Source organism: Nocardioides ungokensis, assembly GCF_013466985.1.
Classification (GTDB): domain Bacteria; phylum Actinomycetota; class Actinomycetes; order Propionibacteriales; family Nocardioidaceae; genus Nocardioides; species Nocardioides ungokensis.
This window is the reverse complement of sequence record NZ_CP059164.1, coordinates 1,694,094-1,708,888: the sequence shown is the minus strand read 5'-3', so window position 1 is coordinate 1,708,888 and position 14,795 is coordinate 1,694,094. Positions and strand designations below refer to the sequence as shown.

Annotated in this window: 17 protein-coding genes and 2 pseudogenes; 11 read left to right on the top strand and 8 right to left on the bottom strand. The window is 72.8% G+C overall.

Annotated features, from left to right (window positions below; genetic code table 11):
* Positions 1–42: 42 nt before the first annotated feature.
* The 3 genes and pseudogenes from H0S67_RS08420 to H0S67_RS08410 all read left to right on the top strand — a co-directional run.
* A pseudogene (locus H0S67_RS08420) lies at positions 43–831 on the top strand (inositol monophosphatase family protein); the annotation flags it as partial.
* Positions 832–1,094: 263 nt separating this feature from the next.
* Positions 1,095–1,526: a CBS domain-containing protein gene (locus tag H0S67_RS08415; RefSeq protein ID WP_180936225.1), complete on the top strand. Its 432-nt coding sequence runs from the start codon at positions 1,095–1,097 to the stop codon at positions 1,524–1,526.
* A 73-nt stretch (positions 1,527–1,599) separates the two neighbouring features.
* Positions 1,600–1,968: an FKBP-type peptidyl-prolyl cis-trans isomerase gene (locus H0S67_RS08410; protein WP_180936224.1), complete on the top strand. Its 369-nt coding sequence runs from the start codon at positions 1,600–1,602 to the stop codon at positions 1,966–1,968.
* Positions 1,969–1,985: 17 nt separating this feature from the next.
* Here H0S67_RS08410 and H0S67_RS08405 read toward each other — a convergent pair.
* The 3 genes and pseudogenes from H0S67_RS08405 to H0S67_RS24730 all read right to left on the bottom strand — a co-directional run bounded on the left by H0S67_RS08405 (position 1,986) and on the right by H0S67_RS24730 (position 3,546).
* Positions 1,986–2,218: pseudogene (locus tag H0S67_RS08405) on the bottom strand (RNA-binding S4 domain-containing protein).
* A 63-nt stretch (positions 2,219–2,281) separates the two neighbouring features.
* Positions 2,282–3,361: a DUF445 domain-containing protein gene (locus H0S67_RS08400; protein WP_246355222.1), complete on the bottom strand. Its 1,080-nt coding sequence runs from the start codon at positions 3,359–3,361 to the stop codon at positions 2,282–2,284.
* Between the two features lie 26 nt (positions 3,362–3,387).
* Positions 3,388–3,546 carry a hypothetical protein gene (locus H0S67_RS24730; protein WP_246355221.1) on the bottom strand — a complete coding sequence of 53 codons (159 nt, stop codon included), beginning with the start codon at positions 3,544–3,546 and terminating at the stop codon, positions 3,388–3,390.
* Positions 3,547–3,646: 100 nt separating this feature from the next.
* Between H0S67_RS24730 and H0S67_RS08395 the strand changes: the two genes are divergently transcribed.
* The 3 genes from H0S67_RS08395 to H0S67_RS26545 all read left to right on the top strand — a co-directional run bounded on the left by H0S67_RS08395 (position 3,647) and on the right by H0S67_RS26545 (position 5,765).
* Positions 3,647–4,045 carry an FAD synthase family protein gene (locus H0S67_RS08395; protein WP_246355220.1) on the top strand — a complete coding sequence of 133 codons (399 nt, stop codon included), beginning with the start codon at positions 3,647–3,649 and terminating at the stop codon, positions 4,043–4,045.
* Between the two features lie 122 nt (positions 4,046–4,167).
* Positions 4,168–5,640, top strand: a complete 1,473-nt coding sequence (locus tag H0S67_RS08390) for an MXAN_6640 family putative metalloprotease (protein WP_180936222.1) — start codon at positions 4,168–4,170, stop codon at positions 5,638–5,640.
* A complete protein-coding gene (locus H0S67_RS26545) occupies positions 5,637–5,765 on the top strand; it encodes a hypothetical protein (RefSeq protein WP_281368978.1) in 129 nt (42 codons plus the stop codon). The genes H0S67_RS08390 and H0S67_RS26545 overlap by 4 nt, the downstream gene beginning before the upstream one ends.
* 18 nt (positions 5,766–5,783) lie before the next feature.
* Here the strand turns inward: H0S67_RS26545 and H0S67_RS08385 are convergent, their stop codons facing one another.
* Both H0S67_RS08385 and H0S67_RS08380 read right to left on the bottom strand, forming a co-directional pair.
* Positions 5,784–6,359: a hypothetical protein gene (locus H0S67_RS08385; protein ID WP_180936221.1), complete on the bottom strand. Its 576-nt coding sequence runs from the start codon at positions 6,357–6,359 to the stop codon at positions 5,784–5,786.
* Entirely contained in the window at positions 6,356–6,589 is a 234-nt protein-coding gene (locus H0S67_RS08380) for a hypothetical protein (RefSeq protein WP_180936220.1), read from the bottom strand. The genes H0S67_RS08385 and H0S67_RS08380 overlap by 4 nt, the downstream gene beginning before the upstream one ends.
* A gap of 293 nt (positions 6,590–6,882) precedes the next feature.
* Between H0S67_RS08380 and H0S67_RS08375 the strand changes: the two genes are divergently transcribed.
* From H0S67_RS08375 to H0S67_RS08365, 3 genes are read left to right on the top strand one after another with little or no spacing between them, the layout of a single operon-like run.
* The gene (locus tag H0S67_RS08375; RefSeq protein ID WP_180936219.1) at positions 6,883–7,359 is read left to right on the top strand and encodes a universal stress protein; all 477 of its coding nucleotides are present in this window, start codon (positions 6,883–6,885) and stop codon (positions 7,357–7,359) included.
* Positions 7,356–7,820 (top strand): universal stress protein, encoded by a 465-nt coding sequence (locus H0S67_RS08370; protein ID WP_180936218.1) that lies wholly within the window; start codon positions 7,356–7,358, stop codon positions 7,818–7,820. The genes H0S67_RS08375 and H0S67_RS08370 overlap by 4 nt, the downstream gene beginning before the upstream one ends.
* A complete protein-coding gene (locus tag H0S67_RS08365; RefSeq protein ID WP_246355219.1) occupies positions 7,817–8,821 on the top strand; it encodes a zinc-dependent alcohol dehydrogenase family protein in 1,005 nt (334 codons plus the stop codon). The genes H0S67_RS08370 and H0S67_RS08365 overlap by 4 nt, the downstream gene beginning before the upstream one ends.
* Before the next feature lie 48 nt (positions 8,822–8,869).
* On the opposite strand, the gene H0S67_RS08360 is transcribed toward H0S67_RS08365, so the two are convergent.
* The gene (locus tag H0S67_RS08360; protein WP_180936217.1) at positions 8,870–9,823 is read right to left on the bottom strand and encodes a universal stress protein; all 954 of its coding nucleotides are present in this window, start codon (positions 9,821–9,823) and stop codon (positions 8,870–8,872) included.
* A gap of 175 nt (positions 9,824–9,998) precedes the next feature.
* On the opposite strand from H0S67_RS08360, the gene H0S67_RS08355 reads away from it, so the two are divergent.
* Complete coding sequence (locus tag H0S67_RS08355) at positions 9,999–11,063, top strand: NAD(P)-dependent alcohol dehydrogenase (protein WP_180936216.1); 1,065 nt, start codon at positions 9,999–10,001, stop codon at positions 11,061–11,063.
* Between the two features lie 49 nt (positions 11,064–11,112).
* A complete protein-coding gene (locus H0S67_RS08350) occupies positions 11,113–11,658 on the top strand; it encodes a flavodoxin family protein (RefSeq protein ID WP_180936215.1) in 546 nt (181 codons plus the stop codon).
* Between the two features lie 12 nt (positions 11,659–11,670).
* Here H0S67_RS08350 and H0S67_RS08345 read toward each other — a convergent pair whose 3' ends face one another.
* Together H0S67_RS08345 and H0S67_RS08340 are read right to left on the bottom strand one after the other, a co-directional pair.
* The gene (locus tag H0S67_RS08345) at positions 11,671–12,057 is read right to left on the bottom strand and encodes a DUF5709 domain-containing protein (protein ID WP_180936214.1); all 387 of its coding nucleotides are present in this window, start codon (positions 12,055–12,057) and stop codon (positions 11,671–11,673) included.
* A 54-nt stretch (positions 12,058–12,111) separates the two neighbouring features.
* The gene (locus H0S67_RS08340) at positions 12,112–13,758 is read right to left on the bottom strand and encodes an LLM class flavin-dependent oxidoreductase (protein ID WP_180936213.1); all 1,647 of its coding nucleotides are present in this window, start codon (positions 13,756–13,758) and stop codon (positions 12,112–12,114) included.
* Positions 13,759–14,795 lie beyond the last annotated feature (1,037 nt).

The following is a 14,795-nucleotide window of genomic DNA, read 5'->3' as shown; positions in this document are numbered from 1 at the left end:
GCAGACACCGTACGCCCGGTTCGCTGGGCATAGCCTGTGCCCATGCCGACCTCAGGTCCCCGCGACTACACCGACGACCTGCGCCTCGCGCACGTGCTCGCCGACGACGCCGACTCACTGACCCAGGCGCGGTTCAAGGCGCTCGACCTGCACGTCATGAGCAAGCCGGACCTGACCCCGGTGACCGACGCCGACCAGGCCGTCGAGGAGGGCATCCGGCGGACGCTCTCGCGGGTGCGCTCCCGCGACGCGGTGATCGGCGAGGAGCAGGGCTCCACCGGCCACAGCCAGCGCCGGTGGGTGGTCGACCCGATCGACGGCACCAAGAACTACGTGCGCGGCGTGCCCGTGTGGGCCACGCTCATCTCGCTGGTCGTCGACGACGAGGTGGTGCTCGGGGTCGTCTCGGCGCCCCAGCTGCAGCGGCGCTGGTGGGCCTCGGTCGGCAACGGCGCGTGGACCGGGCGGTCGCTGCTCAAGGCGACCCGCTGCCAGGTCTCCGACGTCCGCCGGCTCGAGGACGCCTCGTTCGCCTACTCCTCGCTGTCGGGCTGGGACGAGAGCGGCCGCCTCGAGGACTTCGTCTCGCTGACCCGGCGCTGCTGGCGGACCCGCGCCTACGGAGACTTCTGGTCCTACATGCTGCTCGCCGAGGGGGCGGTCGACCTGGCTGCGGAGCCGGACCTGGAGCTGTACGACATGGCCGCGCTGGACGTGATCGTGCGTGAGGCGGGCGGCCGGTTCACCTCGCTCGACGGCACCGACGGCCCATTCGGCGGCAACGCGCTGGCCTCCAACGGGCACCTGCACGAGGCGGCCCTGGCCTTCCTCGGCTCCCTCCCCCACGACGAGGCCGACCCCGACTCGCGCCCCCGGGGTGCCGGCTCGGTCTCCGAGCTGCACTCGCGCCGGCCGCGCCCGGCCGAGGGTCCGAGGACGGGCACGAGCTCGACTGAGCGCCACCGGAACCGGCCCGGCGCGGACGCCGTCTCACCGGTGGCGCGTCGACCTGTTCAACGCTGCCGGATCACGAGTAGCGTCGGAGGTGACGCTCGACACGACGCCCGACAGGGCGGTCCTTCGGAGGTGCAGTGATGCGGATCGGTGACGTGCTCAGGGCCAAGCCCAGCCTCGACGTGGTGACGATCGGACCCGAGGCAGGTGTCCGCGAGCTGATCGCGCAGCTCGCCGAGCACAACGTGGGGGCGTTGATCGTCAGCTCCGACGGCACGACCGTCGAGGGCATCGTCAGCGAACGCGACGTCGTGCGGCACCTGCACCACGACGGCACCGTCATCAACAACACGGTCGCGGCGATCATGACCGCCGTCGTGGAGACGTGCGACGAGGACACCCACGTCGACGAGCTAATGAAGGTGATGACCGAGCGCCGGGTCCGGCACGTGCCGGTCGTCCACGAGGGCCGGCTGGTCGGGATCATCAGCATCGGCGACGTGGTCAAGCACCACATCGACCAGCTGCAGTTCGAGCGCGACCAGCTCGACGAGTACGTCCACCGGTCCTGACCCCTCCTCCGTGCGGGGACGGCGCGGTGCTCGACTATCGTCGAGCGACCCGATCCCCCGCCGAGAGGACATCATGGACAAGCCCGAGATCGACTTCCCCGACTTCGAGGTCCCGGCCGACCTGGTCGTCACCGACATCACCGTCGGCGAGGGCCCGGAGGCCGCCGCCGGCAACACCGTCTCCGTGCACTACGTGGGCGTCGCCCACTCGACCGGCGAGGAGTTCGACGCGTCGTACAACCGCGGGGAGCCGCTCCGCTTCCGCCTCGGCATCGGCCAGGTCATCTCGGGCTGGGACCAGGGCGTGCAGGGCATGAAGGTCGGCGGCCGTCGCCAGCTCGTCATCCCGCCGCACCTGGGCTACGGCGACCGTGGCGCGGGGGGCGTCATCAAGCCCGGCGAGACCCTGATCTTCGTGGTGGACCTGCTGGGTGTCAGCTGAGGGGCGTCAGCTGAGGGCTACCAGGGCAGGTCGTCGCCGCGCTCTCGTCGGAGACGCGGGCCGACTGCCCACCCAGGGTGACGACGTCGCCCAGCACGAGCTGGCGGCCCCGGCGGGTCTCGACCTCGCCGTTGACCTCGACCGCGCCGTCGGCGATGAGCGGCTTGGCCTCCGCACCCGACTCGACGAGGTTGGCCAGCTTCAGGAACTGGCCGAGCCGGATCGACTCGTCGCGGATCGGGACGTCCATGGGTTCGCTCACGCGGATCAGTGAACCACCACGCCGCTCGTCACGAGTTCAGCACGCTGGCCATCAGGAGATCAGCACGCTGGCCGAGTGGATGAGCACACCCACCAGGCCGCCGACGATGGTGCCGTTGATGCGGATGAACTGCAGGTCGCGGCCGACGTGCAGCTCGATGCGGCGGGCTGCCTCCTTGCCGTCCCAGCGCTCGATGGTGTGCGTGATCACCGCGGTCAGCTCACTGCCGTAACGGTCGACGGCGAAGACCGCCACGTCGGCGGCGATGCCGTCCAGGCGCCACCGCAGCTCCTCCTCTGCCTCGAGCCGCCCGGCGAAGTGCGACAACTCGACCATGAGCCGCTGGCGCACCGCACCCTCGGGATCGGACAGGGAGGTCAGCAGCGCACGGCGCAGCGCGTTCCACAGCGAGATGCTGGAGGCGATCACCTGGGGGTGGTCGAGCAGGCGCTCCTTGAGGCGCTCGGTGCGCGCCTGGGTCTCGGGGTCCTCCAGCAGGTCGGTCGACAGCTGCGCCAGCATCGAGTCCAGAGCCTGGCGGGCATGGTGGCGCGGGTCGTCACGGATGTCGCCGACCCAGCGGACCAGCTCGAGGTGGATGCGTGAGGTCACGGCGTCGTTGAGCCGCGTCGGGGTCCACCAGGGAGCCCGCTCCCCCAGGATCTCGGCGACGGTCTCGGGGTTGTGCACCAGCCACTCGTGCAGCTCCTCGAGCGCCAGGTCGACGAGCCCGTGGTGCAGGTCGTCGCGCACCATCTCGCCCAGCAGGCCGCCGAGGAGCGGGGAGATCGGCTCCTCCCGGAAGCGCGGCACCAGGGCCTCGGTGACCAGGTCCGCGATGTGCTCGTCGCGCACCTTGCCGAGCCCGATCGCGGCCACGTCGGCGGCCTCGTCGACCACCCGGCGCGCATGGGCCGGGTCCGAGAGCCAGCGCCCGATCCGCTGCGAGATCGTCGCAGCCGCGATCCGGTCGCGGATGATGTCCTCCTGCAGGAAGTTCTCCCCCACGAACTCCTGGAGGCTGCGCCCCAGCTCGTCCTTGCGCCGCGGGATCAGCGCGGTGTGCGGGACCGGGAGCCCCAACGGGTGCTTGAAGAGTGCCGTGACCGCGAACCAGTCCCGCGATCGCACCCACCATCGCGCCTCCGCGCCGGCGTTCACGAAGCCCCAGAAGCCGTCGGCCCGAGCGTGGCGACGTACACCACGGCGGCGAAGCCGAGCAGCGAGACGGCGAGGGTCCGCATCCGGCGCAGGGCCCGACGTCGGGCGCCGTCGGCGGCGGAGTCGGGCGTGGTCATCGAGATCGTGGCAGCCATTGCGGCCGATTGTCCCCCAGGGCCGGGCGAGATCGCGTGCACTGCCGGCCGGACGGCGCGAACTCGGCCCCCGGCGGCCGGTCGTGCCAGAATCCCGGGCATGGCTCGCACCGTGATCACCTTCGGCACCTTCGACGTCTTCCACGTCGGCCACCTCCGGGTGATCGAGCGCGCCGCGGCCCTTGGTGACCGCCTGGTGGTCGGCGTGTCGGCCGACGAGCTCAACCTGCGCAAGAAGGGCCGCGAGCCCGTCTTCAGCCAGGCCGAGCGGCCTCGCGATCGTCGCCGCCCTCAAGCCCGTCGACGAGGTCTTCGTCGAGAGAGCCTCGAGCTGAAGCGCGACTACATCGTGCAGTTCGGCGCCGACGTGCTGGTGATGGGCGACGACTGGACCGGCCGGTTCGACGAGTTCAGGGACATCTGCGAGGTGGTCTACCTCCCGCGGACGCCGGCCATCTCCACGACCGCGCTGATCGAGAAGATCTCGGCCACCAGCTGAGGCCGAGGCGGGCCCGTGTTGCGCCGCCGGTTTAGGGTGGCCACTGGTCCGGTCAGGCTCGGAGCCTCCCACCGGCGGTGAGATGCCGTCGCCCACACACTCGGAGATCAAGGGGAAATCTCATGCGCCGTTCGTTCGCCGCCGCCCTGGTGGCCATGTCCGCGGCCGCGTCTGCGGCCCTCTCGCTGGCCCCGGCCACGGCCTCGTCCGCCACCGATGGCACCGCGCGGATCACGGTTCCCGCGAACCTTCCCGTCGCCCTGCCGCCCGTCGGTCAGGCCACGGGCACGGTCGCGGCCCAGCAGGCGCGCCGCGCCCTGGACCACGCTCGCCAGGTGCTCACCGGCGCAGCGCCCGCCGCCGCCTCCGGCTCCCGCCCCGAGGCGACGCTGGCGATGCGCGACCTCTTCGCCGCCCTCCCGGACCTCTCCCCGAGCGACCGCCGGGCCGCACACTCGGTGCTCGCCCGGCCGACCGACGGCAGCCGCGACCCCTACGGCGACGGCTACACGGTGCCGGCCAAGCGCAAGTGCAAGGGCCACTTCTGCATCCACTGGGTGCCCACCACCTCGGACGCGCCGCCCAGCGCGACGTGGGTCGACAAGTCGCTGAAGACCATGAACCAGGTGTGGCAGAAGGAGGTCGGCGACCTGGGCTACCGGGCGCCGGTCAAGGACGGCAAGCACGGCGGCAACAACCTCTTCGACGTCTACCTCAAGGACGTCGGCAGCCAGGGCCTCTACGGCTACTGCGCGCCGGAGTACCTCAAGCCCGGCCGGACCCGCGAGGCCTCGGGCTACTGCGTGCTCGACAACGACTTCTCCTCCTCCCAGTTCGGGGGCGCCCGGCCGGTCGACAGCCTGCGCGTGACCGCCGCCCACGAGTTCTTCCACGCCGTCCAGTTCGGCTACGACTACAAGGAAGACCACTGGATGATGGAGGCCACCTCCACCTGGATGGAGGAGCGCTTCGCCGACGGCATCAACGACAACCGGCAGTACCTCCCCTACGGCCAGGTCCGGCTGCCCTACACCTCCCTCGACGTCTACAACCCGACGGGCTTCAACCAGTACGGCAACTGGCCGTTCTTCGAGTACCTCAGCAGCCACTACGGCGCCGGCCTGGTGCGCCAGATCTGGAACCTGGCGGGCAACTTCCCGGGCGCCGGGAAGCAGTACTCCACCCAGGCGATCTCGAGCGCGCTGCGCAGCCACGGCGGCTTCACGTCGGTCTTCGGCGGCTACGCGGCCGCCAACGTGAGCCCCGCGCAGTCGTACGCCGAGGGCAGCGCCTGGCCGAGCGCCAAGATCGACAGGCACTGGACCCTCGCCCGCGACCACCGCAGCGGCGGCGCGAAGCTCTCGGTGAACCACATGGCGGCACGTGACGTCGTCATGAAGCCCGACGCCACACTGAAGGGCAGCCGCTGGAGGGGTCGCGTCGTCGTGGACGCGCCGGGCCGCGCGAAGAGCCCGGCGGTGGTCGTGGTGATCGACCGGGTCCAGGGCAAGCCGATCCGCAAGCAGGTCCAGCTGTCGCGCTCGGGCGCCGGCACGCTGTCGTTCGCCTTCAGCCACGCGACGGTCAAGCGGTGAGCATCACCCTGGCCAACGCGTCCACGCGCTTCGACTGCGGCCGGCACACCAACCTGTCGTGCCACGGCAAGCCGAAGGACAACGACAGCAGCTACGCCGTGAACGTCTCCGCCTTCAAGCGCTGACAGCGCCAGCGTGACGGTTCAGGGGCGGGTCCGGGCCTCGTAGAGCTGGTCCGGGCTCGCCACCCAGCGCCGGGTGCGCCACGAGGGAGCCGAGCGGCGCTCGAGCTCGTCGAGCAGCACCGTGCGCATCTGCACGATCCGCGCCTTCGTGGCCACGTCGGTGGTCGTCTGCAGGGCGACGTAGCTCGACTGCCAGGCCAGCGCCAGGTCGTGGTCGCTGATCCGGGCCGCGACCGAGGGCCGGGAGACCCAGGAACGCGCGGGCTCGCCGTACCTCTGCCGGAGCCAGGCGACGAGCGGTGGCGCCCCGCACAGGAAGATCGCGAACGGGATCAGTGAGGCCGGGCCGAGCGGTGCCATCAGGCCGACGGCCGCCGGCGCTCCGAGCCCCACCCGGACGGCCCATGCGGTGATGTGCCCGACACCGCCGCCACCCTCCGGCGCGTAGAGATAGGCGTACAGCCCGGCGATCCCGGCCAACGGGAGCGCCAGGGCGACGACCTCGGCCGGCCCCAGACCGGCGAGCGCGAAGGCGAGGCCGACCGCCATCAGGACGCCCGCCACGGCGTTCCAGCAGGCGCGGTAGGTGCTCACTTGCCTGCTCCCGGGGTGATCACACCGAGCACCAGCTGGGCGACCATCACGAGGACCTTGCCCAGGGCGGTCCCGACGGCGAGGCCGAGCGCGACGAGCACGAAGACGGTGAGCAGCGAGCCGGTCAGCGGGCGACGCTCGGAGAAGGAGGGCGTCGGCGCGGAGCGTCCCGAGGGGCGGTGCGACGCTCGAGGGACTGCCTCGTGCCCGGTTGATGCATCCGTCGACATCGCCGCCACCTCCTTGACTTCCCACGGTGACGCTCCGGCCGCCACGCGTTCAGGGCCGGAGGTCCCCGCGCGCCGGTGACGTGGGTCCCGCCTCGATGGCCCGTACCGGCTCGCGGCCGGGTGATGCGGTGGGCGGTGCTGCGCATGGTCCCGGCCGATGGGGGCCTTTGGTCACTGTCACGGGGCGTGTGCGCCGACGAGGCTGGGCGAAGGGCCGGGGTCGCGCACGTGCCTGCCCTCCTGCCCGTCAGAGAGCCTGTCCGCCCCCGTCAGCGAGGTGCACGATGCAAGCGGTGAGCCCGTCCATCCTGGTAGCAGTGGACGACGAGGCGGGCCCAGCGCTCCGGTACGCCGTGGACGCGGCACGCCGCGCGGGCTGCGCGGTGCACCTGCTGCACGTCGTGGTCCCCGGCAGCGTCGCCTCGGCGACGGGCATCGGCGAGCAGCTCCTGCACGCCGCCGCCGAGCAGGCCGAAGGCCTGGCCGGCGGGCTGGCTCCGGTGAGCACCGAGCTCGCCCACGCCGGTCCCGTGCCCGACGTGATCGTCCAGCGCGCAACACGGGCCCGTCAGGTCGTCCTCCAGCGGCGCAGCGGCCCGGGTCACGAGCTCACCGAGGGCTCGACCTGCGCGGAGGTGGCCCGCCGCGCGAGCTGTCCCGTCGTCCTGGTGCCGGATCCCCGGCAGGACACCGGACCGGCCACGGACACTGCGCTCGACGACCTGGCGGGCCTCCAGGTCACCCCCGTCGGCCCCGGAGTACTGCCATGAGCGGCGTCGTCGTGGTGGGCGTCAACGGCTCCACGGAGAGCGTCCGGGCCCTGAGGTGGGCACTCGCCGCGGCCGCCGAGCGGCACTGGCGAGTCGAGGTGGTGACGGCCTGGCCGCACACCGGACCCGTGTTCGTGCGCGAGGTCCCCGGCCACCACAGCGATGCCCGTGAGCGTGCGCGCGTCGCCCAGGCCGACGCCCTGCGCTGCGCCCTGGCGGAGACCCCGGCCGCCGTTCCGGTGTCCATGGTCCTGGAGAACGCCCGGCCCGAGGACGCGCTGGTGCTGAGGGCGCGTGGCAAACAGCTCCTGGTGGTCGGCACCAGCGGGGGCCCCGTCGAGGAGCACCGGACCGGCCTTGCCGGCCGGTGCCGCGTGCAGGTGGACTGCCCGGTCGCTGTCGTCCCAGCAGACGTGGACGACGCGCGCATCCTGGAACCCCTGGCGCGGGCACCCGGATGATGCGTGCGTGGTCGGTCGCCATCCCCGCGCGCATCGACCACCATCCGCTGACCCTGGACCGCCGCCCCAGACCCCAGCCGGCGCCCGACGAGATCCTCGTCCAGGTGCGCGTGTGCGGCGTCTGCCGCACCGACCTCCACCTGGTCGAGGGAGACCTCGACCCCCGCCGCCCCGGCGTCGTACCCGGGCACGAGGTGGTCGGGGTCGTGCGCGAGGTCGGCACGGCGACCGACCGGTTCGCCCCCGGCGAGCGCGTGGGCATCGCCTGGCTGCGCCGTACCTGCGGGACCTGTCCCTGGTGCCGACGGGGAGACGAGAACCTCTGCCCCGCCTCGGAGTACACCGGCTGGGACGCCGACGGCGGCTTCGCGGAGTACGCCGTGGTCCCGGCCGCGTTCGCCTACCGGCTGCCCCCCGGGTACGACGACGTGCACGCGGCCCCGCTGCTGTGCTCCGGCATCATCGGCTACCGGGCCCTGCGTCGTGCGGCTCTCCCCCCGGGCGGTCGGCTCGGTATCTACGGCTTCGGGTCCAGCGCGCACATCACCGCCCAGATCGCACTCGCCGAGGGCGCCGAGCTCTACGTGATGACCCGTGGCGAAGGGAACCGGAAGCTCGCCGAGAAGATGGGGGCGACCTGGGTCGGCGGCGAGGCGGACCGCCCGCCGGTCCCGCTGAGCTCGGCCATCGTCTTCGCACCGGCCGGGACCCTGGTGCCGGTGGCGCTGGAAGCCCTCGACCGTGGGGGCACCCTCGCGCTGGCGGGCATCCACATGTCCGACGTGCCGTCCATGGACTACCAGCGGCACCTCTTCCTCGAGCGGGACCTGCGCTCGGTCACGTCCAACACCCGGCGCGACGGCGAGGAGCTGCTGCACCTGGTCGGCAGGCTGGGCGTGCAGGTGCAGGCCACGGTCTACCCCTTCACCGAGACCGACCGGGCCCTGGCCGACCTCGCCGCCGGGCGGGTCAACGGGTCGGCGGTCGTCACGTTCTCCTGACGCGCCCTCCCGAGGCGCCCTTGCTCGAGCCGGGTGGCCCCGCCGCGCTCAGAACGTCACGTACGGCTCGGGCGCCGAGCTCGAGGAGCCGTGGTTGGGGTTCGGGTTCACCCGGTGGGCGTGCGTCGGGTTGGCCAGCAGCACCGGGCAGGTCGCCTCGCGCAGCACCGCGCGCGCCACCGGACCGAGGTGGGACCCCACCGGGACGAGCGGGTCGTGCCTGCCGACCACGAGCAGCACCGAGTCCCGTCCGGCGTCGAGCAGGGCGTCCGCAGGGTGGGCGTGCCGGGCCTCGACCTCGATCGTGAGGCCCTCGACCAGGTCGCCGAGGCCGTCGAGCACGGCCTGGATCTCCTCGCGCGCCCGGTCGGCCCAGGCGTCGTTCTCGACGCGGCTCATGATGATGTCGTCGTAGACGCTCGGGAACCACCAGGTGTGGAGCACGTGCAGGACCGCACCACGCGAACGGGCGGCGGCGGCAGCGACGCTGAGGACCGGAGCACACCGCTCGGGGATGTCGACGCCGACCGTGACGACCGGCTGCCCACCTCCGTTGTGGTTGGCCTCCGACCAGCCGGTCGGCACGGACACCACGGGCACGTGCGCGTGCGCCGCCACGCCACTGGAGACCGAGCGGGTGACGGCTCGCATCATCCGGGTCAGGTCCCGACGCTGGAGGACCACCAGGCGGGCGTCCTCGGTGGCCTCCAGGATCGACTGGACGACCGGGCCGCGCACGAGGGCGTGGGTCAGGGGCACCCGGTCCCCGACCAGGTCCTGCGCACGCTCGAGGGCCGCGTGCAGCGTCGCGTGACCGATCTGCTCGATCTCGGCGAAGTCGAGGAGCACCATCTGGGGCCCCGTCGGGGTCACGTGCACGGCGTGCAGCACGTGGAGGCCGCACCCGTCGCGCAGCGCCTCCGCCGCGGCGTACTCCAGCGCACTGTCGACGGGGTCGTTGCCGACCGCGACCACCACCGGCTTGGGGCTCTGCTGCGGCATGACGACCTCCGTGGTCCACGCACCGCCAGCGGACATGACGGTGCTCGGTGGCTCCACCCTCGTGCCCGCGCCGGGGCCGACCTAGGGACCAACGTCCCCTCGGCGACCGGTCCGACGCCCCTGAGTAGGGCCGGGAAGCAACGGCACGCTGTACTCGACGAGAGAGAGGTCTTGCATGAGGGCACTGCGCCTGAACTCCTGGAAGAGCGAGCCGGTCCTGGAGGACGTCCCCATCCCGGAGCCCGGGCCCGGCGAGGTCCTCGTCCAGGTCAGCGCGGCCGGCGCCTGCCACTCCGACCTCCACCTCATGCACGACTTCGAGGCCGGGGCCCTGCCGTGGGCGCCCCCCTTCACCCTCGGCCACGAGAACGCCGGCTGGGTGCACACCCTCGGCGAGGGCGTGGACTCGGTGGAGCCGGGCCAGCCCGTCGCCGTCGTGGGCGCGTGGGGCTGCGGTGCCTGTGCCCACTGCCGAGACGGTATCGAGACCTACTGCGAGCGCCCCGACCGTGCTCCCGTGCCCGGCGGTGGTGGCGGCCTGGGTCTCGACGGCGGCATGGCGGAGTACCTGCTGGTGCCCGCGGCACGGCACCTCGTGCCGCTCCCCGACGGCCTCGACCCGGTCGACGCCGCGCCCCTCACCGACGCGGGGCTGACGCCCTACCACGCGGTGCGCCGCTCGAACGCGAAGCTCGGGCCGGGCTCGACCGCCCTGGTGTTCGGCGTGGGCGGTCTGGGCCACCTGGGCATCCAGATCCTGCGCGCGACGACGGCCGCCCGCGTGATCGCGGTCGACCCACGGGAGTCGTCACGCGACCTGGCGAAGACGTGCGGGGCGGACCTGGTGCTCGCGCCCGGGGACGACCTCGTCGAGCACGTGCGTGAGGCCACCGCCGGCCACGGCGCGGACGTGGTCCTCGACTTCGTCGGCTCCGACGAGACGCTGGCGGCGGGCGCCGCCAGCGCCCGACAGCTCGGGGACATCACGATCGTGGGCATCGCGGGCGGCACCCTGCCGGTGTCGTTCTTCGGGGTGCCCTACGAGGCGAGCGTCCAGACGACGTACTGGGGCAACCGCCGCGAGCTGGTGGAGGTGCTGGACCTTGCCAGCCGCGGACTCCTCCACACCGAGACGACGCTCTACACCCTCGAGGACGCCGGCCAGGCCTACCGCGACCTCGCGCACGGGACCGTCCGGGGGCGAGCCGTCGTCGTCCCCCACGACAGCTACCAGCCGTGACCGGCCGCAGCACCCACGAGCGGAGCCACCCGAGGTGACCATGACCCCGATGAAGACCGTCATCGTGTTCGAGTCGATGTTCGGCAACACCGAGAGGCTCGCCCGCGAGATGGGCGACGGACTCGCCGCCGAGCGGGGCCAGGTCGTCCTGGCGGACGTGCGCCACGTGCGTGCGGAGGACTTCGCCGGGTGCGACCTGCTCGTGCTCGGTGCGCCGACGCACGCCTTCAGCCTGAGCCGGCCCAACACGCGGGCGGACGCGGTCCGCCAGGGAGCTCCCGAGTCCCGCGCGGCGGTCGGTCTCCGGGACTGGCTGACCTCGATCGACGACGTCTTCGGCGCCGGCTCCGCCCGACCGGTCGTGGCGGTCTTCGACACCCGGGTCGAGAAGGTGCAGCACTGGCCGGGGTCGGCGGCCCGCAAGACCGCGCGGATGCTGCGCGGCCACGGCTTCGAGGTGATCGACCACCCCACGAGCTTCTACGTCGAGGACGTCCGGGGACCTCTGGTTGCCGGCGAGCGTGAGCGCGCCCGGGACTGGGCCCGTCGGCTCATGACGACCGTGCGTACCGGCCCGGAGCGCAAGACGGCCTGACGACCCGGTGGGTCACTCCTCGATCGTGTGGACCGCGGCCTCCTCAGCGCTCGCCGCAGCCCCGTCGATGCCCTCGTCGTCGGCCACGAGTCCGTCCACGTCCGCGTGGGCGCCCTCGTCGGGTGCCAGCAGCCGACCGGAGCGGTCAGCGCCGACCTCGCCGCCCACGGGGCCGTCGACGACCTCGGCGTCCCGCTCCATCTCGGCCTGCTCCCAGACCTCGGGCTCCTCCTGCCGGATCCGGTCGTCGATGGTCTCGCCCTCGGCGGCCTCGAACGGCGTGACGCCCTTGGCGTTCACGCCACGCGGGCGCTCTGGCGGGGAGATCCCCTCGTCCAGCACGTCGTCCACGCCGCGGTCGTCGAGGGTGTCCTGGGGCTGCAGCTGGTCTTCGCTCATGCCCCGACCGTAGCCCGCACACCTGAGGTCCAAACCCACCCGGCGAACCGATCCTCAGGCGAAGCCGAACCTCGCCAGCGGCTCGAGCAGGACCCGCTCCTCGTAGGCGAGGTGCGAGCCCATGGTGTCTGCGAGCAGGTCGACGGCCTCGCGCAGACGCGCCATCCCGCCCGGCTCGGAGACGACCGCCACGAGGGCACGGTCCACGTCGTCGAGCACCCCGGCGATGACGTGGTGCTCCTCCTCCAGCCGGTCGACCACCGGATCCAGGGACGGGTCGCTGGCCCGCAGGTGGGGGAACATGCTCGTGTCCTCGATGGTGTGGTGGGTGGTGACGACGCGGCAGTAGGACTCGCAGAACGCGCCCAGCGTCCAGTTGTTCTGTCGCATGGCCATGGTGTTGATCAGCGACCTGGCGCGCCCCGCGTCGACGCTGCCCGCCTCCACCTGGTCGATCAGGTCGAAGAGCTGGGTCAGCTCGCCGCGCAGGTGGTCGTGCACGTCGACGAGGTGCTGAGCCGTCGCGCGCTCGTGCGCTGTCCATCTGCGCCCCTCTCCCCCGGCCTGCGGCTCGGGCCGGGTGTCCTCGTCCCAGGCGGCCCGCGCGCTGCGGCGTACGCCGTCGTCGGGCGTCGGCCGGACGCCCAGGGAAGATGTGCCCAGTGACGGTGTGCCCAGTGACGGTGTGCCCAGTGACGGTGTGCCCAGTGACGGTGTGCCCAGTGACGATGTGCCCGGTGACGATGCGCCCAGGGACGCCGCGCCGACGACTGGAGCCGTGGGCGTCACGGCCTGCTCGGACGTGCTCGGCCGTGCCCCGCTCCGGGCCGCCTGCACGAGGTCGCGGGTGGCGGGCGCCACCTCGTCCCCGAACCTCCGGATCGTGCTCGCGTCGTCGGTGGCGAGGATGAAGGTGCTCATGCCATGGGTGAGCGCCAGCTCGGCGAGCTGCTCTGCCCAGTCCGAGGGGCCACCGGTCAGCCCCGGCTGCCCGGCGCCCTGCGAGGCGTTGACGTTGTAGAGCCGCCGGACAGCCGCCGGGTCGCGCCCGGCGGCGATCGCGGCCTCGTCGATGCGCGCGTTGCGCTCCGCGAGCGTGTCCGGGGGCACGTAGGACATGCTCGGCAGCCAGCCGTCGGCCACTCGTCCGGTCAGCGCGAGCATGCGCGGCCCGATCGCCCCCAGCCAGATCTCCACGGGGTGGGCGGGCGCCGGACCCGGGTGCACCCCGTGCACGCGGTAGTGCTCACCGTCCTGCCGCACCGACCGCTCGCCGGTGTCCCAGGTCGCGCGGAGGATCCCGATCGCCTCCGCGAGAGCGGCCAGCGCCTCACCCGGCGTACGCCGCGGCCCGCCCGCCGCCTCGATGGCGTCCCAGAAGGCGCCCGCGCCGAGGCCGAGCTCGACGCGGCCGCGGCTCAGCACGTCGAGGCTGGCCACCGTCCTCGCCAGCACGAACGGCGGCCGCAACGGCAGGTTGGCGACGTTGGGTGCGACTCGCACCGAGGTCGTGCGCGCGAGGATCGTCGCCAGCAGCGCCCAAGCGTCCAGGAAGCGCGGCTGGTAGGGGTGGTCCTGCACGGTGACCAGGTCCAGCCCTGCCACCTCGGTCAGCATCGCCAGCTCGACGACCCGTTCGGCGTCTGCCGCCGTGGGGGTCAGGAACGTGCCGAACTGGAGGTCGTGCCCGTAGTCACTCACAGAGACGAGCCTAGGAGGAGCTCCGGCGGTTGCCGGTTGATGTCGGCGGTCGGCGGTTGGTGCCGGATGTCCCTGCTCACTCACGCCTTCTGGTGCGGATCCAGGTGGGTGGTGGGGCTCCGGGTCTCTGGGGTGGGAGGAACTCGGGTTGCCGTCTCGGGTTGAGGCGGACCTGCCAGGGGGTGTGGTGGATGGTGCGGTGGTGGTGGCCGCAGAGCAGCACCAGGTTCCAGGCTGGTTTCTCCGTGGTCGGCCCAGTGGACGATGTGGTGGGCGTGGCCCATCACCGGGGGTCGGGTGCAGCCGGGGAAGGCGCAGTGGGTCGCGGCAGACCAGGGCCCGCCAGATCGCCGGGGTGACCAGTCGGCTGGTGCGGCCGACGTCCAACCTCGCCCTGGGTGCCGAGGGCGATGGGGATGAGGTCGGCGTCGCAGGCCATCCGCCGGACGACGCGGGGGTGAGCTCCAACCCGTCGTCGGTGGCGGGAGGTCGGTGCCGAGGGTGGCCCAGTCGATCCTGCCGGAGCCTCGAGGCCTCGAGGCTGGTGGTGACCGCGATCCGGGGCGGGCGCCGTGGCAGTCGGGTGGCAGGTCGGTGGTCAGGGCGTGCCGGCAGGTCTCGACCAGCGCGTCCCACAGCCGGGCGCCGTGGTCCCGGGGTCCACGTTCTCCTCGCCGTGGTCGGGTCGACCGCGGGGGCGGCTTGGTGAGCGGGAGGAGGGCGGCCTTGATCGCGGCGGCGTCCTCGACGGTGCCCGGCCGCGGAGCCGGATGCCGCCGGCCCGTCCTCGACGATCGCCAGGAACCGGTGGTGGTGGGCGGCCCGGTCCTGCCGGTCCAGCTCCTTCTCGGTCTTGCGTTCGGCGGCGTCGGGGTCGGCGACCTCGACCAGGTGCCGGGCGGCCTTGGCCAGGTCGGTCGCGTTCAGGCGGGTCGCGGCATCGAGGAGGAACGCCTCCCCGTCCGCCGCACCGGGGTCGGTGGGGAGCCTGTCGACCGCGTCCACGATCACCGCGCCTGCTCGGGTGACCCGCCCGC